This window comes from Bacteroides sp. BFG-606, assembly GCF_024788145.1.
GTDB lineage: Bacteria > Bacteroidota > Bacteroidia > Bacteroidales > Bacteroidaceae > Bacteroides > Bacteroides vicugnae.
Genome location: NZ_JANUIL010000001.1, coordinates 5864698 through 5888232 on the forward strand (window position 1 = coordinate 5864698; position 23535 = coordinate 5888232).

The following is a 23535-nucleotide window of genomic DNA, read 5'->3' on the forward strand; positions in this document are numbered from 1 at the left end:
CAATACTTTTTTTAGTGAAAACTAGAATGTAACATTTACACCAAATACAAATTGTTTGGTCAATGGGTACTTCAGAGAGCCATTCATTTCAGGATCATAGTCTTTCAGCAAATGGCTTTTTGCAAATACAAACGGATTTGTAATTGTAGCATAGAAACGACATTTCTCTATACCGGCTGATTTTAATATGGATTTCGGCAAGCTATATCCCAAGGTTATGTTCTTAATCTTTATAAATGAACCGTCTACATAACGTAGTCCATAATATCCCGTATATTGTTCAAGCCCTTTATTAGCATTGGCAGCAGGAAAATCATTTGATGGATTGTTTTCCGTCCAATAATTGAAATATGTTGGGAAGTTACGTATACCCTTCGGGTCATAAGATGTCAGCATATCATAGGCAAACATCTGTCCGTAGCGTGCATACACGAATATACTTAAATCAAAGTCCTTCCAAGTGAAATTATTCTGAAAACCTAAAGACCAATCCGGAGAATTATGACCCAAGATTTGATAATCCGCATCACTTGGAGTATATTTATTATCAGATGTATAATAAATAACATTACCATTTGCATCTACGGCAGCACGCCCCGTTTCCTCATCAATCTTATAGAATCTGCCATCTGCCTCCTTTACCAAATTAGGTATATTGATTTTCAAATCACCAGGTGCAGCCCCAAATACTGCCGCATCAGTCTCTTCCCCCTTTTGCCATACACCGTCCAACTTATAATGATAATAAGAATTGATAGCTTCTCCCAATGCCAATGCATATCCAGTGTCACCATTATTAAGCACATCAGAATCTCCACCGGACAATTTAGTAATTTCTTCCTTATTATGATTGAAAGTCACACTAGAGCTCCAAGTAAAATTCTTTGTTATAATATTGCGTGTATTAAGAACCAACTCAAAACCTTTATTGCTGGTCTCACACATATTCAAATTTGTGGTATAATTCGCTGTAGTTCCACCATCTGGTGAGAATGCACCGTTTACAACAGGAAGAGCTTTATTCCATATAACATCTTTCGTTTTTGTATTATAATATTCCATACTAACATCAATACGATTATTCAGGAACGCAGCATCAATACCGATATTGGTATTATATGACTTTTCCCACGTAAGCAAGTAGTTTGGAATATTCTGCGAGAACTTATAAATAGGCGTCAAAACACCCCCCTAACACCATATTGACAGAAGTAGCATCCAATGACGCAGCAGAAGAGTAAGGATCAATACCTGCCGTACTACCTGTAACACCGTATCCAAAGCGAATTTTCAGATTACTCAACCAATTTGTCGTACTCTCCATAAATTTCTCGTCAGAAATTCTCCAACCCAAAGAAAAAGCCGGGAAGGTATCCCATTTATTACCTTCTGCCAGTCTGGAAGATCCGTCATGACGAACAGATGCAGAGAGCAAATACCTGCCCAAATATGAGTAATTCAAACGACCGACATATCCCATTCCTTTAGACATGCTATATGAAGTACTTCCCGAAGTTGCAGAATTACCGTCAAGAATATTATGCCATAAGAATTTATTATCAGAAACACCTTTCTGATACAAAGTAGTGACATCACTACGATTATGATTCCAAGACGTAACCGCGGTAAGAGTTATATCATGTACTTTCTTAATTTGGAAATTGTAGGTAAGTATATTCTCCCATTTATAGTTATACGAACGGCTGTCTTTTACCTGTGCCTTAATGCCATCTGCCGTTTGATTTGCTTTATACCATTGAACAGATCCCTCTCCGGTAAAAGTATTGCTACGTGAATATCCCAAACTGGCACCGGCACGAGTAATAAAAGTCAATCCTTTAAGAGGAGTGATTTCCAAATAAGGATTAAAATATACTTTGAGGTTTTGGGCCTGATTGCGATACAAACTTTTATCCTCATTCAAAAGATAATTATATACTGTAGATGAAGGGTCGGCAACTGGTTGAGGGTTTATACTCCCATCTTCATTATACAAAGTTCCAAGGGGATTTGATGCCATCAAAGTCTGCAAATCAGAATCAGCTTTATTTTGATGTACATAGGATAACTGCGTATCAATCCCAACCTTCATCCAGTTCTTAATCTTATGGTCTACCCGGATTTTAGATGAATAAAGTTTATAGCTATCTTGTGCAAACTGCCCATCCTCATTAGAAAAATTCAGAGAAAAATAGGCTTTTGTTTTTTCCGTTCCACCGGCCACAGAAACTGAATAATTCTGTGTTACACTAGTTTTCAACAAAGCATCCACCCAGTCTATATATTGTCCATTTTGATGCGCATTCCATTCAGCATCAGTAGTAAACAGATTTTTATCATCTGCAACTGAACTCCAACGTCCATCACCAGCACCAATAGAAGCATCTCTCAATGTTTGTATATAGCTCTCTCCACTACGCATCTCCGGTGTTCTTGACCAGCCGTTTACACCTACATACGCATTAAAATTAACTATAGCTTTACCTTCCTTACCGCCTTTTGTAGTAATTAAAATAACACCATTTGCACCACTCGAACCATAAATAGCCGTTGAGGAAGCATCTTTTAAAACTTCAATACTTTCAATATCATTAGGATTCAATGTAGAATAATCCCCTGGCATACCATCAATTATAAATAAAGGATTTCCAGAATCCTTCTGGAATGACCGGTTACCACGCAGCTGCATCTTTACTCCCGAACCGGCCTGTCCCGATTCACGCGTAATGTCCAATCCTGCTACTTTACCTTGCAAAGCCTGCATCGGATTCGAGCCCGGGTTCATTACGACATCTTCACTTTTTACAGAAGTGATAGCCCCGGTTAAATCGCGTTTTTTCATCGTACCGTAACCTACCACAACAACCTCATCCAATGCCTTTGTATCCGAAACCATTTTCACATTGACCGGTCCATTCCCCGCCACTGTTACAGTTTGTTCTTTATAACCGATATAAGAAATGACCAGTTCTTTTCTTCCCGCTGGAAGATTGATAGAAAAGTTACCGTCAAAATCAGTAATCGTACCTGTACTTGTTCCTTTCACAACAATAGAAACACCAATCAGTGGCTCCCCGCTTTCATCAACAACAGTTCCTTTCACAGTTTTCGTTTGTGTGACAACTTGCACCATAGTATTAGAGACTCCATCTTCTGCATAAACAGAATATGACAGAGGGGCATACAATAAAGACAGCCCTAAAATCATGGAAGCGCGTCTATGATGATTCTTCCATGCTTCAACAAATGCATTGTATCTCATTCGTTCTAATTTAAAGTTAATATTAATTCTCGTTGTTTTGCAAAAACTATTTGATTATAATCATAATTATGACGAACATAATTTATACACGTACTCACCTTTTATACCATTTTTCTCTTAAAAGATATATTTTTTCCAATAAATTCGCAAAGATAAACAGCACTTTACTTCAAGCATCTCCAACAAATTCTCCGTTTTGTTGTTGAATAAAGAATAAAAAGTGTAAATTTGTACCTAGATGCCACTTAAACTAACGACATATTATCAAGGGAAGGATATTCCTGAATTACCGGGAAAAAACACCTTCCATTCCAAAGAGTTATTTCAGATTTATGAAGCAACTCCCGGGTATACTCCTTTATTAATAGTCGCAACGGAAGACGGCAAACCTGTGGCACGCCTGCTCGCCGCTATCCGCAAAGCTAAAAAGTGGCTTCCTTCCTCTTTAGTGAAACATTGTGTAGTATATAGCGAAGGTGAATTTCTGGACGAATCCCTTTCTGACAATAAAGAGAAAGCAGAAGAAGTCTTTGGGGATATGCTCGAACATCTCACGCAGGAAGCATCGCGCAGCTGTGTCCTGATCGAATTCCGAAACCTGAACAATTCGATGTTCGGCTATCGGGTTTTCAGAGCCAACGATTATTTCCCTGTCAACTGGTTACGGGTACGCAATTCGTTACACAGCATGAAAAAGACGGAAGACCGATTCAGTCCGTCGCGCATCCGGCAGATCAAAAAAGGACTCAAAAATGGAGCCAGAGTAGAGGAAGCACATACAGTGGAAGAAATACACGCCTTCTCACGAATGCTACACAAAGTCTATTCTTCCCGCATACGCAGATATTTTCCCGCCAACGATTTCTTCCGTCACATGAACAGCGTGCTAATTAAAGGAAAACTAGCAAAAATATTCGTTGTAAAATATAAAGAGAAAATCATCGGCGGTTCCGTCTGCATCTATTCGGGAGACGATGCATACCTCTGGTTTTCAGGAGGGATGAGAAAGACGTACGCACTTCAATACCCGGGCGTGCTAGCCGTTTGGAAAGCATTGGAAGATGCACACCAGCGAGGATTCCGCCACATGGAATTTATGGATGTGGGTCTTCCGTTCCGCAGACACGGCTATCGTGATTTTGTTCTCCGCTTCGGAGGAAAACAAAGTAGTACCCGCCGCTGGTTCCGCGTCAACTGGAATTGGCTGAACAAACTCTTAGTCAAATTTTACATCTAAATGTAATCTCAAGATTACAAAACAACTCTTTATGTTCCTTGTCCACCATTTTTTCTGCTTTATCACCCAACAATTAAATGCAGAAATATTTCTTTATTAGGTAAGAATTGTCTTTCTTTGTGCTGTTTTATGCCTTATGAGCACAGATTTAAAACCAAATAAAAAAAGTATAGTTATGAAGATTTCACACATTGAACATCTGGGCATTGCTGTAAAAAGCATTGAAGAAGCCCTTCCTTACTACGAAAATGTATTAGGTCTGAAGTGTTACAACATTGAAACAGTGGAAGATCAGAAAGTAAGAACCGCTTTTTTAAAAGTAGGTGAAACCAAAATCGAACTGTTGGAACCGACTTGCCCTGAAAGTACCATTGCCAAATTTATTGAAAACAAAGGTGCAGGTGTTCATCACGTTGCATTTGCTGTAGAAGATGGCGTAGCTAATGCTTTGGCAGAAGCAGAAAGCAAAGAAATCCGCCTTATCGACAAAGCTCCCCGCAAAGGTGCTGAAGGTTTGAATATCGCTTTCCTTCACCCGAAATCAACTCTGGGCGTGTTAACAGAACTCTGCGAACATTAATCATAAACTCTAAAACCAACAAGAACTCATGAGTAATCAACTTGAAAAAATTAAAGAGCTTATTGAACGCCGTGCCGTAGCACGTATCGGAGGCGGTGAAAAAGCAATTGCGAAGCAACATGAAAAAGGGAAATACACAGCACGCGAGCGTCTGGCTATGCTGCTTGATGAGGGTAGCTTCGAAGAAATGGACATGTTCGTTGAGCACAGATGCACGAACTTCGGTATGGATAAAAAACATTATCCGGGCGACGGAGTAGTGACCGGCTGCGGTACGATCGAAGGACGTTTGGTATATGTGTTCGCACAGGACTTTACCGTTTCTGCCGGTTCACTGTCAGAAACAATGTCACTGAAAATCTGTAAAATCATGGATCAGGCAATGAAAATGGGTGCTCCCTGCATCGGTATCAACGACTCGGGTGGTGCACGTATCCAGGAAGGTATCAATGCTTTGGCCGGTTATGCAGAAATCTTCCAACGCAATATCCTTGCTTCCGGTGTTATCCCACAGATTTCCGGTATCTTCGGTCCTTGTGCCGGTGGTGCTGTTTATTCTCCGGCTCTGACCGACTTCACGCTGATGATGGAAGGCACTTCTTATATGTTCCTTACCGGACCAAAAGTTGTGAAAACCGTAACAGGTGAAGATGTTAGCCAAGAAAACCTCGGTGGTGCAAGCGTTCACTCCACAAAATCAGGCGTGACTCACTTCACCGCTAAAACAGAAGAAGAAGGTTTCGAACTGATTCGTAAACTGTTAAGCTTTATTCCTCAAAATAATCTTGAAGAAGCTCCTTATGTAGATTGTACAGACCCAATCGACCGTTTGGAAGATTCTTTGAACGATATCATTCCCGACAGCCCAACTAAACCGTATGATATGTACGAAGTAATCGGCGCTATCGTGGACAACGGTGAATTCCTTGAAATCCAGAAAGATTATGCAAAGAATATCATCATCGGTTTTGCCCGTTTCAACGGCCAGTCAGTAGGTATCGTTGCTAATCAGCCCAAGTATCTGGCTGGTGTGCTCGACAGCAATGCATCTCGCAAGGGTGCACGTTTCGTCCGTTTCTGTGATGCATTCAATATTCCTATCGTATCGTTGGTAGACGTACCGGGATTCCTTCCGGGAACAGGCCAGGAATACAACGGTGTTATCCTTCATGGAGCTAAGCTGTTGTACGCTTACGGTGAAGCTACTGTGCCCAAGGTTACTATCACATTACGTAAATCTTACGGAGGTTCTCACATCGTGATGAGCTGTAAGCAACTTCGCGGTGATATGAACTACGCATGGCCGACTGCCGAAATTGCAGTAATGGGTGGTGCAGGAGCAGTAGAAGTATTGTACGCACGTGAGGCTAAAGATCAGGAAAATCCTGCCCAATTCCTTGCAGAGAAAGAAGCAGAATACACGAAACTGTTTGCCAATCCCTACAATGCAGCAAAATACGGCTACATTGACGATGTGATTGAACCACGCAACACACGTTTCCGCGTGATCCGTGCTTTGCAGCAGTTGCAGACTAAGAAATTGAGTAATCCGGCTAAGAAGCATGGTAATATTCCGTTGTAATCCAACTTTTCACATTAAAACAAGAACGATTATGAACAAAACCAAAATCGGAATATTCCTTTCTTTGCTGTTGCTGATTGGGCTGACTTCTTGTGGAGAGCAAAAGTCAAACAACAAGTTGGTACTGAATGAAATCCTGATAGACAATCAGAGTAATTTTCAGGACGACTACGGGTTGCATAGTGCATGGATTGAAATATTCAATAAATCATTCGGTAGCGCCGACCTGGCAGCTTGTTTGCTGAAAGTAAGTAGCCAACCGGGCGATACAATTACTTATTTTATCCCGAAAGGTGATATACTGACATTAGTGAAACCACGTCAACATGCTCTGTTCTGGGCAGACGGCGAGCCTAACCGCGGTACTTTCCATACCAGTTTTAAGCTGAATCCGGAGACTGCCAACTGGATTGGCTTGTACGACTCCGGCAGAAAGTTGCTTGACCAGATTGTAGTGCCGGCAGGCGCTCTCGGTCCCGACCAATCATACGCTCGCATAAGCGACGGAGCAATGGAGTGGGAAGTAAAAGGTGGAAGTGGTGACAAATACGTGACTCCGAGCACTAACAATAAGACTCTTGACAGTAATGCCAAAATGGAAAAATTTGAGGAACACGATGCTGAAGGTATTGGAATGTCTATTTCTGCCATGAGCGTAGTATTCTGCGGATTGATTCTTCTCTTTATTGCTTTCAAGATTGTAGGAAAAGTAGCCGTAAATTTGAGCAAACGTAATGCTATGAAATCTAAAGGCATCGACAAACAAGAAGCGAAAGAGCTGTCACAAGCTCCGGGCGAAGTTTACGCTGCCATCTCTATGGCATTACACGAGATGCAGGATGAGGTACACGACGTAGAAGAAACGGTACTCACCATCACTCGTGTAAAACGTAGCTATTCACCATGGAGTTCGAAGATTTACACCTTGCGTGAAACTCCCAAAAAGTAAATCACCCCATAAAAAAATAAAACGATGAAAGAATACAAATATAAAATCAATGGCAACTCTTATAAAGTGACCATCGGAAATATTGAAGATAATATCGCTCATGTAGAAGTGAACGGTACACACTATAAAGTAGAAATGGAGAAACAACCGAAGCCTGCTGCGAAACCAGTAACAGTGCGTCCTATGCCTAATGCTCCTACTGCTCCTACTCAAGTAGTGAAACCAGCTGCTCCGTCTACCGGAAAATCGGGAGTGAAATCTCCGCTGCCGGGCGTTATCCTTGACATCAAAGTAAACGTAGGCGATACTGTAAAGAAAGGCCAGACTATCATTATATTGGAAGCCATGAAGATGGAAAACAATATCAATGCGGATAAAGACGGTAAAATTACTGCCATCAACGTAAACAAAGGTGACTCTGTTCTTGAAGGTAATGACCTCGTAATTATTGAATAATATGGGAGATTTTATAAACTTTTTAGGAAATAACCTCGCCGACTTCTGGACATATACGGGCTTTGCAAATGCTACTGTAGGGCACATCGTTATGATTCTTGTGGGTTTGGGGTTCATCTATTTGGCAGTAGCCAAAGAGTTCGAACCGATGTTGCTGATTCCTATCGGTTTCGGTATATTGATCGGTAATATACCTTTTAATATGGATGCGGGACTGAAAGTCGGTATCTATGAAGAAGGTTCTGTATTGAATATCCTGTATCAGGGAGTGACCTCCGGCTGGTACCCGCCGCTCATCTTCTTAGGCATCGGTGCTATGACGGACTTCTCGGCACTTATCTCCAACCCGAAATTGATGTTGATCGGTGCAGCTGCACAGTTCGGTATCTTCGGTGCATACATGATCGCATTGGAAATGGGTTTCGACCCGATGCAAGCCGGTGCTATCGGTATCATTGGTGGAGCAGACGGTCCGACGGCCATCTTCCTTTCCTCCAAGCTAGCACCTAACCTGATGGGAGCCATTGCGGTGTCCGCCTACTCCTACATGGCGTTGGTTCCGGTGATACAGCCGCCTATTATGCGCCTGCTCACCACCAAAAGTGAACGCGTCATTCGCATGAAACCGCCGCGTGCAGTTTCTCACACAGAGAAGGTGATTTTCCCAATCATCGGTTTGTTGCTGACTTGCTTCCTGGTTCCTTCAGGTCTGCCTTTGCTAGGTATGCTGTTCTTCGGTAACCTATTGAAAGAAAGTGGTGTAACCCGTCGTTTGGCTAATACTGCCAGCGGTCCGTTGATTGATACTATCACTATCCTGTTGGGTCTGACAGTAGGTGCTTCTACGCAAGCTTCCGAATTCCTGACGCTCGACTCTATCAAGATTTTCGCTCTCGGTGCATTGTCATTCATCATTGCAACTGCATCCGGTGTCATCTTTGTTAAGATATTCAATATCTTCCTGAAGAAGGGCAACAAGATTAATCCGTTGATCGGTAACGCAGGTGTATCTGCCGTTCCTGACTCTGCACGTATCTCGCAAGTAATCGGTTTGGAATACGATTCAACCAACTACTTGTTGATGCACGCTATGGGGCCGAACGTTGCCGGAGTGATCGGTTCAGCAGTTGCTGCCGGTATCCTGCTTGGATTCTTGATGTAAGAGACAAATGCCCCTGCCGGATTTCCATTCGGTATGCTTTAAACATATATATAAAGATCACCCGTGTTACATTCAGTTGCGACACGGGTGTTCTTTATATACAGCCATAGTGTTATCTTCTCTTATCATTCCGTTAATCTATCCAAAACGATCTACGAATAATTCGTAAATAAAATATTTTTAGTAACTTGCAACAAATAAGTCAAACAACTAAAATAAGATTTTATGAAACGGATTATTATTCTGTTCTTCCTTGGTTGCACCATCCCTCTCATGGCACAACACACAGACCATATTCAGGAAGCTATGGCAAACTACGATTACGAGACAGCTCTTTCTCTTATCGCCCAAAAGAAATCAACCCCTCACCTACTCTTACAGAAAGGCAAAGCGTTGCGGGGACTAGGACTCACCACAGAGGCACTTTCCACCTACGAAGAAATTATCTCTAACGATACCACCAATGCTCGTGCATTCATTGAAGCAGCCGAATGCTGCCGGGCACTGGCCAAATACAATCAAGCGCTGAAATATTACGAACACGCCCTTGATCTGAATCCGGAGAACAAATATGTACGTATTCAATATATCAGTTTACTCCTGACCCAGCAAAAGTTTCGCGATGCACTTGGCGAAAGTAGTCTAATGACGGAAAAAGACAGTTCTGCTATTGTCCTGCATCTGCAAGCTCAAAGTTTTGAAGGGATGGGCGAACTTCTGCCTGCCGCAGGTTGCTATTACAATATTCAGGAGAAATATCCCGACGATTACCTGGCTGCCACCAAACTGGGAGCTTTGAATATATCCGGTTCATATTTCGATGAGGCCATCGAAGCTACAGAAAAATACCGTCAAATTGACAGTACCAATATCTCGGTCAACCGGCAGAATGCCTTGGCATATTGCCTCAAACGAGACTATCCCACTGCCATCCGGCGTTATGAATATCTTGTTAGCCAAGGAGATAGCACCTTCCACACTTGTTATTATCTGGGAATTAGCTATTATGCAGTGGAGAAATATTACGAAGCCCATGATTTTTTGGAAGTCGCCCGTAAATACGATCCCGATAATATCAATCTCCTTTATTATCTCGGCCGGGCGTGTTCTAAAACTTCCTGGAAAAAAGAAGGCGTAAACTATCTGGAAAAAGCAATTGAATTATCCATACCTAAAGATAGCAGCATGACCAGACTCTATATTGGAATGACCGACTGCTACAAGATGGCACAAATGCATAAAGAACAGATCGAATCCATCAAAGAACGTTACCAACAGTATGACAAACAAAACCACAAACTATTGTATGACATGGCCTATATATACTTCTATGCCCTGAAAGACAAGAAAAACACCGAGCGCTGCCTGGAAGCATTTCTAAAAACACGTCCTAAAGACAGTGAGAAAGAGGAGCTGGAAATAAATGAGGAAGGCGAACTTATCCTGGGAAAATCTAATTATTATAATGCTGCTGCCAACTGGCTGAAAGTTCTTCGAGACAAACAGAAAGTAGAAAAATTCTTTCAAAACGGACACTCAACATCCATGAAAAATGAACAGAACAATAAATAAGTATGGCTCTGCTCTGCAATGATATTCGCTGGGACAATATTTAAGTTAACAAAAAAGGCTGTCCTAGGTTAACCGGGAGCAGCCTTTCTTTTATTTATGGAATAATCCGAGGATTACTGTGCCAATTTGTTATCAGAACCGAGCACGTTAAGAATTTTGTGCTTGTACAGTTTTTCCATGTTGTCACGAGCCGGACCAAGATACTTACGTGGGTCGAATTCAGCTGGTTTTTCAACGAAAGTCTTACGGATAGCAGCAGTCATAGCCAGACGTGAGTCAGAGTCGATGTTGATTTTGCAGACAGCAGACTTAGCAGCCTTACGCAACCATTCTTCCGGAATACCGATAGCAGCTTTCAGTGCACCACCGTATTTGTTGATAGTTTCCACTTCTTCTTGAGGAACTGAAGATGATCCGTGAAGAACGATAGGGAATCCCGGAAGTTTTTCCATTACAGCATCCAATACTTCGAAAGCCAATGGAGGAGGAACCATTACACCTGTAACCGGGTCGATGTGGCATTGTTCCGGAGTAAACTTGTAAGCACCGTGAGAAGTACCGATTGAGATAGCCAAAGAGTCGCAACCAGTGCGAGTAGCGAAGTCGATTACTTCTTCAGGGTCAGTATATGTGTGGTGGTCAGCAGAAACTTCATCTTCTACACCAGCCAATACGCCAAGTTCACCTTCTACAGTTACGTCGAACTGGTGAGCGTACTCAACAACTTTCTTAGTCAATGCAACGTTTTCTTCGTAAGGAAGATGAGAACCGTCGATCATCACTGAAGAGAAACCTGAATCGATACAAGATTTGCAAGTTTCGAATGTATCTCCGTGGTCAAGATGAAGAACGATTTCCGGATGTGCGCAGCCTAATTCTTTAGCATATTCTACAGCACCCTGTGCCATGTAACGCAACAAAGTAGCGTTAGCATACTGACGAGCACCTTTAGAAACCTGAAGAATCACAGGAGATTTAGTTTCAACAGCAGCCTTGATGATAGCCTGCATCTGTTCCATATTGTTGAAGTTGAATGCTGGGATAGCATATCCACCTTTGATAGCCTTAGCAAACATTTCTTTTGTGTTTACCAATCCTAAATCTTTGTAATTTACCATTTTGTTTAAAGTTTATTGTTAGTGAATAAAAATTCTACGCAAAAGTAAGCATTATCCATCGAATAACGAACATTGGAAAGAAAAATATAGTAGAAAAAGGTTTAAATCAGACACCAAAAATTAGCAGGAATACGAGTGTGACATTAGATTGTAATGTCTACCTTGCAAATAAACGGATAAAAGACAGTAAAGTGCATTTCTGCATTCTATCCATCATTCATCAATATGAGTTATGCTATTCGTATATGAATAATGCGAATCATATTAATATAGATATATTATAGGTACGGATTGCCTAAATTTAGAAAGCAGAGCATCTTTATCGAAGTTTTTTCCATAAAACCTTTTTCTATTTCACAGAAAAGCATTATCTTTGCGCTCTGAAAATGACCATTACACTATTTCTTACCAAAATAGTAACAGAATATAAATTAAAAAAACAGATACTGAAATGAAAAAAGGCCTTCATCCAGAATCATACCGTCCGGTAGTATTTAAAGATATGTCAAATGGTGACATGTTTTTGTCTAAGTCAACTGTAGCAACTAAAGAAACCATCGAATTCGAAGGTGAAACTTATCCGTTGCTGAAGATTGAAATCTCAAACACTTCTCACCCGTTCTATACAGGTAAATCTACATTGGTGGATACTGCAGGTCGTGTTGATAAGTTCATGAGCCGTTACGGTGACCGTAAGAAGAAATAATTCGATCTTTCGTGAAAGATGAAAAAAGAGGAGATTCTCGTAGAGAATTTCCTCTTTTTCGTTTCTGTATTCCTTATTCCTTTCGATTTGTTTATTCCTCCCCCTTCGAAACAAAATGGTTTCAGCCGGAGTCAGAAAGTTTTTAGAGATATAACCCCAAAAAGAAATAAAAGAAATATCACCAAATCCGATTTATTATCAAATAAAGGGAGTACCTTTACCCGACTAATTAAGTAAAAATGGAAATAACTGATTTAAAACAAATGACAAAGGAGGAAGTTTTTAATTTTATCAGACAACGCCTTTCTTTCAATGATGAATTGCTTGAGCAGTTCAGACATGTAAAAAAGGACGATCTCGCAAAAGAACATCGTAGATTCGAAATGTCCGGAAACGAATCAAAAACAGGCTGGTGCACAGTTTTCAATACTGCTATTCTAAATGAGTTTGCCGATCTGGGTATCTATAACTATACTTCTTACCTTTTTCTCGACTTCCACAATGGCACTCCAACCATTTATCTCAAATACTTTCTTGAGGACGAAAATCTGGAATATACATTTAACGGATATACCACAACAGAAATCATATTTGAAATTTTAGAACTGACTATCTTCTCCGGAAAGCCGGAAAGAAAACGGAACTAAAATGAAATAAAAAAATAGTTGTACAGAAATATAATGTTTCTGGCGGTTAGTGAACTGTACTCCTAAAGTTTTGTATCCAACTTTAAGAGTGCAGTTCATGATTAAACTGTCGGAAACTTTTTATCATTATCACCATATTCCTTATCTATATATCATATCTACCCTATCAATATACCATATTTCCTGTAATTGATACCTCTTTTCCATCTAATTCCGAAAAAAACATATATCTTTGTCATACGCTTTCTGCCCATCAGCGTGATGAAAAAGCAAAAGCGGTTTTTTATTTCCTAACGGAGTAAATAACGTATTGTCTCCCAAATCGAAACTTAGCAAATTTCATGCACCGGGAGATGATACAACAGATACTCCACGTAGATGATCGTATATCAACATATCGATTAAAGATGTTATATATATTGATTAGCATAGGTGTCTGTTGTTTATCATTATCTGGTGCACGGTATGCTAAGACCTCGATTTAGATAATAGTACAACAGCACTCACGTTTTTATTGTATCCGGTCGGTTTCAACAATCCTTATACCCCAAACCAATTCTCCCCCCCCGACCGAAATCACAAAAATCGTGGGTGTTCGTTGCACCTCTCCGGACAATACGTTATTTACTCCTTTTTTATAACACATTAAAACAAAAGCGATATACCCAAATGGATTAGTGTAGAAAAAGTAGTGATTAAGTATCACATCGAAAAAGAAGCGATCCTGCTTTGGGTGGAAATGGGACAATTCCCTATGTTATACATAGACAATGTTCCGAACGTTGACAAAGAATGTATTCTGGAACTCTTTCGCCGAAGTAAAGCCGGTATTACAGCAGAATATATTGATATGCTGGAACAACTGTGTATAGACAAAATGATGGTCTGCGAGAAATACGCCTACATTATTCAATTGAAAGAAAAAGAAATTCAGCTGCAGAAGGAAATAAATACATTGATAAACGAGATACAAACAGCAATGAAAAGACAAAACGAACGAATCCGGGATTTGAAAAAAGCGATTGGAGAGAATAACAACGTTATACGTAGTGACAGTTGGATAAAAAGGCTGTGCAAAAGGTTCCAATAGTGAATAATTGTCAGTGCACCTGCTAATGATGAATCAAAACACCAATAATTACCATGTGGGACACAGCGTAAACAATTAGCATATTGACACATTATTACACGGTTTTCACCACAGAGGACACGGAGGACACAGAGGTTATAATAATCTCTGAATTAGAACTCTGAAAACTCTGTGTCCTCCGTGTCCTCTGTGGTGAAATAGTTCATTTAATTCAAATTCGTACGATTTCGTTATGAATAATGCAATAACCTTCAAAAGAGTTGGATGAGAATTTTACCTTAGAAACGGTAAAGTTCCCGTTTTTTTGTGTTCCATATAATGGTTAAGAGGCAGAATATGAAAAGATAGGAATGTTGAACATAAATAAACGGGAGTTGTTTTAGTATATTATTCGCTATTTATCAACGCAAAACCTCTAAACATCAACGTGGTATATGAAAAAGAAATTTGGATTCGTCCTAGCGGCTGCAATCTTGCTTGCTGGCTGCGGACAGAAAAAAGAAACGACAACGACAACTGCCCGTCCCGTAAAGACTACGATTGTCGAGTCAAGATCGATTATCAGAAAAGATTTCTCGGGAATCGTGGAAGCGGTGGAATATGTGAAGCTGGCTTTCCGGGTCAACGGACAAATCATCCAGCTTCCTGTCATCGAAGGACAGAAAGTGAAAAAGGGACAACTCATAGCAGCTATCGACCCCAGAGACATCGCGTTGCAATATGCTGCTACAAAATCAGCATACGAAACGGCTTCCGCACAAGTGGAACGTAACAAACGGCTCCTCTCCCGGCAAGCGATCTCCGTACAGGAATATGAAATCAGCCTCGCCAACTTCCAAAAGGCGAAGTCTGAATACGAACTGTCTGCCAACAATATGCGCGACACCAAGCTGACAGCTCCTTTCGACGGTTCTATCGAAAAACGACTGGTAGAAAACTATCAGCGTGTCAACTCCGGTGAAGGTATCGTTCAGCTTGTCAACACGCACAATCTGCGTATCAAATTCACCATTCCGGATGCTTATCTTTATTTGTTGCGCGCCAAAGATCCGCGTTTCCTTGTTGAGTTTGATACCTTCAAAGGACACGTGTTTCAAGCGAAACTGGAAGAATATCTGGATATTTCGACCGATGGCACAGGTATCCCGGTCAGTATCACGATTGACGACCCGTCATTCGACCGTGATCTTTATGCAGTGAAACCCGGTTTCACGTGTGGCATCCGTTTCACAGCAGATGTAGGTCCGTTGGTGCAGGATAGCTGGACGATTGTACCACTTAGTGCCGTATTCGGTGAAAGTGAAGGGAATAAAATGTATGTCTGGGTGATAGAAGACAACAAAGTCCACAAACGGGAAGTGACCGTCAACGCCCCGACCGGAGAAGCACAGGCGCTCATCTCGGAAGGTTTGAAACCCGGTGAAAAAATCGTCATTGCAGGCGTACACCAACTAGTGGAAGGAGAATCTATAATAGGTGATAGGTGATAAATGATAGTGGGCTGTGCCATAGGGTACTGCTAATTGGAATCGGCTAGTAATCATTTTTTTTTACCGATCACATACCAACTATCATTTATCAATTGTCAACTATCATTTAATCCCAACTATCATTTATCAACTATCAACTATCATTTATTATGAGTTTAGCTAGATATTCATTAGATAATACGAAAATCATCTATTTCTTTCTTGCCGTGCTGCTGATTGGGGGAATCACTTCCTTTGGCAAGCTGGGTAAGAAAGAGGATGCTCCTTTCGTGATAAAGTCGGCGGTTATCATGACCCGTTATCCGGGTGCCGAACCGGCTGAAGTGGAGCGGTTGATTACCGAGCCCATCTCCCGCGAGATTCAAAGTATGAGCGGTGTGTACAAGATTAAATCAGAATCTATGTACGGGCTTTCAAAAATCACATTCGAATTACAACCTTCCTTGTCAGCAAGCTCCATTCCACAGAAGTGGGACGAGTTACGACGGAAGGTGCTCAACATACAGCCACAGTTGCCGAGCGGTGCTTCCGCACCAACTGTTTCCGATGATTTCGGTGACGTGTTCGGCATCTATTACGGTCTGACGGCGGACGACGGTTACACATACGAAGAGATGCGCAACTGGGTGGAACGGATCAAGACACAGGTAGTGACGGCAGACGGAGTGATGAAAGTGGCTTTGTTCGGAACGCAGACAGAAGTGGTTAATATTTTCATTTCTACTAATAAGCTCGTAGGTATGGGCATCGACCCGAAACAGCTTGCCAGTCTGCTGCAATCGCAGAATCAGATTATCAATACCGGAGAAATCCGTGCCGGCGAGCAACAACTCCGGGTGACTGCCAACGGCATGTACACCACTGTAGACGATATTCGCAACCAAGTAATTACCACAAAGGCCGGACAGGTGAAACTCGGTGATATCGCCGTTATCGAAAAAGGATACATAGATCCCCCATCCAACATTATGCACGTGAACGGCAAACGTGCCATCGGCATCGGTGTCTCCACCGACCCGCAACGGGATGTGGTGCAAACGGGTAAGAATGTGAAAGCCAAGCTGGACGAATTGCTGCCACTGATGCCTGTGGGATTGGAGCTACAAAGTCTATATCTGGAAAACGAGATAGCCAATGAAGCCAACAACGGATTTATCATCAATCTGATCGAATCTATTCTGATTGTGATTGTGATTATCATGTTGGTGATGGGCTTGCGTGCAGGTATGCTGATCGGTTCGTCACTTATTTTCTCCATTGGAGGTACATTGCTTATCATGTCTTTCTTCGGTGTCGGGCTGAACCGTACTTCGTTGGCGGGATTTATCATCGCCATGGGTATGCTGGTGGACAACGCCATTGTGGTGACGGATAACGCACAAATTGCCATTGCCCGCGGAGTAGATCGGCGGAAAGCACTAATAGATGGTGCAACGGGTCCGCAATGGGGATTGCTCGGGGCTACTTTTATCGCTATCTGTTCGTTCCTTCCGCTCTACCTTGCTCCTTCTGCCGTAGCGGAAATTGTGAAACCGCTTTTTGTGGTACTTGCCATCTCGTTGGGATTGAGCTGGGTACTTGCACTGACGCAGACCACCGTTTTTGGTAATTTCATCCTGAAAGCGAAAGCAAAAGATGGTGCCAAAGACCCGTATGATAAACCGTTTTATCACAAATTCGCTTCTATCCTCCGTACACTGATTCGTAGGAAAACGTTGACACTGGGTTCGATGGTAGTGCTTTTCGTTGCTTCGCTGATTATCATGGGGACGATGCCGCAAAACTTCTTCCCTTCTTTGGACAAGCCCTATTTCCGGGCAGACGTGTTCTATCCCGACGGATATAGCATCAACGATGTGGTGAAAGAGATGAAATCGGTGGAAGAGCATCTGGCAAAACAGCCGGAAGTGAAAAAAGTGTCGATCACCTTCGGCAGCACGCCGTTAAGGTATTACCTCGCTTCCACTTCCGTAGGACCGAAACCGAATTTTGCCAATGTGTTGATTGAATTAACAGACAGTAAATATACAAAAGAGTATGAGGAAGATTTCGACGCATATATGAAGGCGAATTATCCGAATGCGATTACGCGTACAAGCCTGTTCAAGCTGTCGCCCGCGGTGGATGCCGCTATCGAAATCGGGTTTATAGGACCGGATGTAGACACACTTGTGGCACTCACCAATCAGGCATTGGAGATTATGCACCGGAATCCGGATTTAATCAACATACGCAATTCGTGGGGAAACAAGATTCCTGTGTGGAAACCGATATATAGTCCCGAACGGGCACAGCCATTAGGGGTATCCCGTCAGGGCATGGCACAGAGTATCCAGATCGGAACTACGGGTATGACGCTCGGAGAATACCGGCAGGGGGATCAGGTGTTGCCTATCTTATTGAAGGACAACACGGTGGATTCATTCCGCATCAATGACTTGCGCACGTTGCCTGTGTTTGGCACAGGGAATGAGACAACCAGCCTGGAACAGGTGGTATCGGAATTTGATTTCCAGTACCGTTTCTCGAACGTGAAAGATTACAACCGGCAAATGGTGATGATGGCACAGTGCGATCCGCGTCGCGGGGTAAATGCGATTGCTGCTTTCAATGAGGTTTGGCCGCTGGTACAGAAAGAAATAAAAGTGCCGGAGGGATATACAATGAAATATTTCGGGGAGCAGGAAAGTCAGGTGGAATCTAATGAGGCGCTGGCCAAGAACTTGCCGTTGACGTTCTTCCTGATGTTTGTCACTCTGTTGTTCTTGTTCAGGACGTACCGTAAACCGACAGTGATTCTGTTGATGCTGCCGCTTATCTTTATCGGTATCGTGTTAGGATTGGTGTTACTCGGCAAGTCGTTCGACTTCTTCTCTATTTTGGGGTTGCTCGGACTGATTGGTATGAATATCAAAAACGCGATTGTGCTTGTAGAGCAGATTGACCTGGAGGCAAAGACAGGCAAAAAACCGTTGGATGCTGTTGTCAGTGCCACGACCAGCCGTATTATTCCTGTAGCAATGGCGTCCGGTACTACTATTCTGGGTATGTTACCATTGTTGTTCGATGCAATGTTTGGCGGTATGGCGGCTACGATTATGGGAGGTTTGTTGGTGGCTTCGGCGCTGACATTGTTTGTTCTTCCGGTAGCTTATTGTGCCATTCAGAGAATCAAAGGCTAATTGCCTATTCTTATATGAAACTTGAATTTATTGTTTAGATTGAATAAAATGAAAACTCAACTTATAACTCTGTCTCTATTGTTCCTCGGCCTCACGGCCGGGGCACAACAGCCTTATCTTAGCCGGGAAGCCTACCGGGATAAGGTGGAAGCTTACAGCCAAATACTGAAGCAACAGAAACTAAAGACAATGGCAAGTACGGAAGCACGGAAAATTGCTCATACCGGTTTCTTACCTAAAATCGATGTCAATGCGGACGGTACGCTTAACATGAGCGACCTTAGTGCATGGAACGAGCCATTGGGCGAATACCGCAATCATACTTATCAAGGAGTATTTATCGTTTCGCAACCGTTGTATACAGGAGGTGCGCTCAACGCCCAGCACAAGATTGCCAAAGCGGATGAAAAGCTGAATCAGCTGAACGAGGAGCTTACCATCGACCAGATTCATTATCAAAGTGATGCGGTTTACTGGAATGCTTCTGCCTCACAAGCTATGTTGCAAGCAGCGGATAAGTATCAAAGCATCGTGAAACAGCAGTATGACATCATACAGGATCGTTTCAGCGACGGGATGATTAGCCGCACGGATTTATTAATGATTTCCACCCGGTTAAAAGAAGCGGAACTGCAATATATCAAGGCTCGCCAGAACTATACGCTAGCCCTGCAAAAGCTGAATATCTTAATGGGAGAAGAACCAAATAGTCCTGTAGACAGTCTTTATACGATTGACAAGGCTTCTGCCCCGGTACAGATACTTTCTTTAGAGAATGTGTTGCAACGCCGTGCGGATTTTGAAAGTACGGAAGTGAACATCATGAAGAGTGAGGCACAGCGCAAAGCAGCTCTTAGTCAGTTCAACCCGCAACTGAATATGTATTTCAGTGGCGGATGGGCTACGGCTACGCCTAATCTCGGATATGATGTATCTTTCAATCCCATCGTCGGCATTAATATCAATATCCCGATTTTCCGGTGGGGAGCCCGGTTCAAAACGAACCGCCAGCAAAAAGCGTACATCGGAATACAGAAACTGCAACAGAGTTATGTGACGGACAATATCAACGAGGAACTTTCTGCCGCACTGACCAAACTGACGGAAACGGAATATCAAGTGAAAACTGCCACCGAGACTATGAATCTGGCCAATGAAAATCTCGACCTGGTTTCGTTCTCTTACAATGAGGGAAAAGCGAATATGGTAGATGTGTTGTCGGCACAACTATCATGGACACAAGCACACACAAATCTGATTAATGCGTATCTGTCGGAAAAGATGGCGGTAGCGGAATACAGAAAAGTGATTAGTGAATAAAAGAAGAATCTGAAATCTGCATTCATAAAGCAGTATATAATAAAAAATCCGGAAAATGGGCAATACCCATATCTCCGGATTATTGTATATAAGGTCAGCTATATTGACTACGCAAGGAAGGAAATTAACACACCCGCGGCTACGGCAGAACCGATTACGCCGGAGATGTTGCTTGCCATGCAGTATTGCAATACGTGATTCTTCGGATCGTACTTCAAAGCTATTTCATTGGCTACGCGGCTTGCCATCGGAACAGCACTCAAACCGGTTGCACCGATAAGCGGATTGATTTTCTTCTTCGAGAAAAGATTCACTAGTTTCACAAAGAAAATACCACCGGTTATAGAAAGTGCAAATGCAAGGAATCCACCGATCACGATACCGATTGTTGTCCAGTTGAGGAATGCTTCGGCAGTCATTGTTGCCCCTACAGACAATCCGAGGAAGATAGTAGCTGCATTCATGATACTATTGGAAGCAGCATCGAACAAACGGAATGTATTGGTTCCGATCTCTTTCACCAGGTTACCGAACATCAGCATTCCGATCAATGGCACAGCACTTGGCACGAAGAGGGCCACAACGGTAGTTACCACAATCGGGAAGATAATCTTCAATACACGCAGATTCTTGATTTCCGTCTTTGAGGGATACATCTTTTCTTGCTCTTTCATGTTAATACTCAACTCTTTCTTCGTACAGAACAGCTTCACTACCAGCGGAATAATCACCGGAACGAGTGCCATGTATGAGTAAGCTGCAATGGCAATAGGACCCAGCAAATGCGGAGCAAGTTTGATGGTGGTAAAGATAGCCGTCGGCCCATCCGCACCACCGATAATTCCCAGAGAGGCAGCTTCTTTCGGAGTGAATCCCATCAGGATAGCCACCAACAGCACGGTAAAGATACCCAACTGTGCGGCTGCACCGAAAATAGAAAGACGCAGGTTACGCAACATCGGTCCGAAGTCCGTCAACGCACCGACACCCATGAAGATGATCGGAGGCAGGAAACCTGTCTTAATCAGCATATAGTAAATAAAGTTCATGATGCCGAGTTCGTGGGCAATGTCATGCAGAGGCATTTCCCAGATGTTCTTCATCACTCCGTTCACCATAATCATACCATTCTCATCAGCCTGAATCACACCCATATCTCCTCCGGGGAAGTTGGCAAGCAACACACCGAAAGCGATAGGCACAAGCAACAACGGTTCATACTGTTTCTTAATTCCGAGATAGAGCAGGATGAACGCGATGGCATACATTATCAGGAACTGCGGTTCGGCAATGATATTGCTGAACGCAGTCATGTCATATAAGTTCTCAAATATTTCGTTCATTATCCTATCCTCATTAATACATCATCTTCTGAAACAGCATCTCCCGGGTTGGCACAGATAGCAGTCACTGTGCCGCCAAATTCAGCGCGAATCGCATTGTAGGTTTTCATCGCTTCTACATAGCAGATTACGTCTCCTTCTTTCACCGTGTCGCCTACTTGCAAAGCAGTTTCTTGTGCATTTTTCACCAAGAAGAACTTGCCTTCCAACGGAGAAACCACCTCTTTGCCTTCGCCTGCCGGAGCAGCGGCAGCACTCGCAGGAGTAGCAGGAAGCTCGGTATCACCATAAGCTACAGTGACACGATAAGCCTGTCCGTCTACCTGTACGGTCAGTGTCTTCGGTTTGACATCTTCTTCCGGTGATTTATCTTTTTCGGCACGGCGTTTTGCCACGTCTTCGAGGAAGTCTTCTTTAGCTTTGCCACTCTTGTAGGCTTCGTATTGAGCCGGGTGCATCGCATATTCGAAGAGTTCTTCGTCGTCCTGTCCGGCTTCCCATTTGTTCTCTTTCATCAGTTTGCGATATTTATCAAGAGCATCCGGATAGTTGTTCTGTGGATCGCCTTCGAAGAACTTGCGGCCTTCACGTTCCGCCTTTTCAATGATTTCCGGAGCAAGTTTGCCCGGCAAACGTCCGGCTTTACCCAGAATCATGTCCCAAATGTCATCGGCAATCATTCCCCAACGGTCTTTCCCTTTTTCCATCGCCATCACGTTCATCATGGCAAGGTTCTTCACATATTGACTGAACGGAGTCACCAATGGAGGATAACCGACACGAGGCCATACGTAAGCCACTTCGTCAAACAGCTTGATGAGAAGCTGATCTTGTGTCATAAACGGCAGATTGTGTTTTGCCTTATATTTATTGATAGATTCCAGATTGGATTCGAGGTCGGCCATCAGACTACCCATCATACCGCCGGGAAGTCCGGGAGCAATCAGCAAGGAGTTCATCAGGCGGTTTTTCGGGCTGATATACAGGCCGAGAAAGTCGTCCATAAATTCCTGAATCATGCCACGCACTTTCATGTAGGCTTCCATATTAATTTCAGGCACTTGATATCCGGCATCTTTCAGCATGGCTTGTACACTAAGCAAATCAGCATGACCAGTTCCCCATGAGAGTGGTTCCATACCCACATCGATGTAGTCGCAACCTGCTTCGCATACTTCGAGGATGCTTGCCATATTGAATCCGGGACCTGCATGGCTATGATACTGAACAGGGATTTCAGGATGTGCTGCCTTGATATTGGCTACAATCTTACCTAATGATACGGGACGGCCGATACCTGCCATATCTTTGATACAGATTTCGTCTGCACCCAGTTTGATGAGTTCCAGTGCCATATTGGTATAGTACTCTACCGTATGAATAGGCGAATGAGTGATACAAAGCGAGCATTGTGAAATCATGCCTGCTTCCTTTGCGTATGTGATGGAAGGAGCGATATTACGCACATCGTTCAATCCGCAGAACGTACGGGTAATGTCTGTTCCTTGTGCTTTCTTTACTTTGTAGAATAATTTGCGGACGTCTGCCGGAACGGGGCTCATACGGAGTCCGTTCAGTGCGCGGTCGAGCATATGGGTTTGAATACCGGCTTCATGGAACGGTTTTGTCCATTCGCGCACGGCTGTATTCGGGTTTTCACCAAACAATAAATTTACCTGTTCAAAACCTCCGCCGTTTGTTTCTACACGGGCGAAACAACCCATTTCAATGATGGCCGGAGCTACCTTTACGAGTTGGTCTACACGAGGTACGTATTTTCCGGCTGATTGCCACATATCTCGGAAAACCAAGCTAAACTTTACTTCTCTTTTCATGTCT

16 protein-coding genes and 1 pseudogene are annotated in these 23535 nt (G+C 42.8%); 13 read left to right on the plus strand and 4 right to left on the minus strand.

Going from position 1 to position 23535, the window contains the following annotated elements; all coding sequences use genetic code 11:
* Positions 1 to 21 precede the first annotated feature (21 nt).
* A pseudogene (locus NXV01_RS22695) lies at positions 22 to 3262 on the minus strand (SusC/RagA family TonB-linked outer membrane protein).
* Between the two features lie 238 nt (positions 3263 to 3500).
* Between NXV01_RS22695 and NXV01_RS22700 the strand changes: the two are divergent.
* The 7 genes from NXV01_RS22700 to NXV01_RS22730 all read left to right on the plus strand — a co-directional run bounded on the left by NXV01_RS22700 (position 3501) and on the right by NXV01_RS22730 (position 10800).
* On the plus strand, positions 3501 to 4499 hold the full coding sequence (locus NXV01_RS22700) for a GNAT family N-acetyltransferase (RefSeq protein ID WP_148364687.1): 999 nt from the start codon (positions 3501 to 3503) through the stop codon (positions 4497 to 4499).
* Positions 4500 to 4674: 175 nt separating this feature from the next.
* Positions 4675 to 5079, plus strand: a complete 405-nt coding sequence (mce, locus tag NXV01_RS22705; RefSeq protein ID WP_002561104.1) for a methylmalonyl-CoA epimerase — start codon at positions 4675 to 4677, stop codon at positions 5077 to 5079.
* Positions 5080 to 5107: 28 nt separating this feature from the next.
* Positions 5108 to 6661, plus strand: a complete 1554-nt coding sequence (locus NXV01_RS22710; protein ID WP_148364686.1) for an acyl-CoA carboxylase subunit beta — start codon at positions 5108 to 5110, stop codon at positions 6659 to 6661.
* A 31-nt stretch (positions 6662 to 6692) separates the two neighbouring features.
* Positions 6693 to 7610: an OadG family transporter subunit gene (locus NXV01_RS22715; protein ID WP_148364685.1), complete on the plus strand. Its 918-nt coding sequence runs from the start codon at positions 6693 to 6695 to the stop codon at positions 7608 to 7610.
* A 24-nt stretch (positions 7611 to 7634) separates the two neighbouring features.
* A complete protein-coding gene (locus NXV01_RS22720; protein WP_148364684.1) occupies positions 7635 to 8066 on the plus strand; it encodes a biotin/lipoyl-containing protein in 432 nt (143 codons plus the stop codon).
* 1 nt (position 8067) lies between these two features.
* Positions 8068 to 9228 carry a sodium ion-translocating decarboxylase subunit beta gene (locus NXV01_RS22725; protein WP_117937399.1) on the plus strand — a complete coding sequence of 387 codons (1161 nt, stop codon included), beginning with the start codon at positions 8068 to 8070 and terminating at the stop codon, positions 9226 to 9228.
* Between the two features lie 225 nt (positions 9229 to 9453).
* On the plus strand, positions 9454 to 10800 hold the full coding sequence (locus NXV01_RS22730) for a tetratricopeptide repeat protein (RefSeq protein WP_259023261.1): 1347 nt from the start codon (positions 9454 to 9456) through the stop codon (positions 10798 to 10800).
* Positions 10801 to 10913: 113 nt separating this feature from the next.
* Here NXV01_RS22730 and NXV01_RS22735 read toward each other — a convergent pair whose 3' ends face one another.
* Positions 10914 to 11918 (minus strand): class II fructose-bisphosphate aldolase, encoded by a 1005-nt coding sequence (locus NXV01_RS22735; RefSeq protein ID WP_195649554.1) that lies wholly within the window; start codon positions 11916 to 11918, stop codon positions 10914 to 10916.
* Between the two features lie 451 nt (positions 11919 to 12369).
* Here NXV01_RS22735 and NXV01_RS22740 point away from each other — a divergent pair, with 451 nt between their 5' ends.
* From NXV01_RS22740 to NXV01_RS22765, 6 genes are all read left to right on the plus strand, one after another.
* On the plus strand, positions 12370 to 12624 hold the full coding sequence (locus NXV01_RS22740) for a type B 50S ribosomal protein L31 (RefSeq protein WP_005678397.1): 255 nt from the start codon (positions 12370 to 12372) through the stop codon (positions 12622 to 12624).
* Between the two features lie 239 nt (positions 12625 to 12863).
* Entirely contained in the window at positions 12864 to 13271 is a 408-nt protein-coding gene (locus tag NXV01_RS22745; RefSeq protein ID WP_148364681.1) for a hypothetical protein, read from the plus strand.
* Between the two features lie 661 nt (positions 13272 to 13932).
* Positions 13933 to 14361 (plus strand): hypothetical protein, encoded by a 429-nt coding sequence (locus NXV01_RS22750; RefSeq protein ID WP_259023475.1) that lies wholly within the window; start codon positions 13933 to 13935, stop codon positions 14359 to 14361.
* A 434-nt stretch (positions 14362 to 14795) separates the two neighbouring features.
* Complete coding sequence (locus NXV01_RS22755; protein ID WP_234132745.1) at positions 14796 to 15848, plus strand: efflux RND transporter periplasmic adaptor subunit; 1053 nt, start codon at positions 14796 to 14798, stop codon at positions 15846 to 15848.
* Between the two features lie 152 nt (positions 15849 to 16000).
* A complete protein-coding gene (locus NXV01_RS22760) occupies positions 16001 to 19033 on the plus strand; it encodes an efflux RND transporter permease subunit (protein WP_259023263.1) in 3033 nt (1010 codons plus the stop codon).
* Positions 19034 to 19081: 48 nt separating this feature from the next.
* On the plus strand, positions 19082 to 20353 hold the full coding sequence (locus NXV01_RS22765) for a TolC family protein (protein ID WP_167511752.1): 1272 nt from the start codon (positions 19082 to 19084) through the stop codon (positions 20351 to 20353).
* A gap of 107 nt (positions 20354 to 20460) precedes the next feature.
* Here the strand turns inward: NXV01_RS22765 and NXV01_RS22770 are convergent, their stop codons facing one another.
* Together NXV01_RS22770 and NXV01_RS22775 are read right to left on the minus strand one after the other, a co-directional pair.
* Positions 20461 to 21696 carry a sodium ion-translocating decarboxylase subunit beta gene (locus NXV01_RS22770; protein ID WP_148364676.1) on the minus strand — a complete coding sequence of 412 codons (1236 nt, stop codon included), beginning with the start codon at positions 21694 to 21696 and terminating at the stop codon, positions 20461 to 20463.
* A complete protein-coding gene (locus NXV01_RS22775) occupies positions 21696 to 23531 on the minus strand; it encodes a biotin/lipoyl-containing protein (RefSeq protein WP_217721190.1) in 1836 nt (611 codons plus the stop codon). Before NXV01_RS22775 ends, NXV01_RS22770 begins: the two co-directional genes overlap by 1 nt.
* Positions 23532 to 23535: the final 4 nt, after the last annotated feature.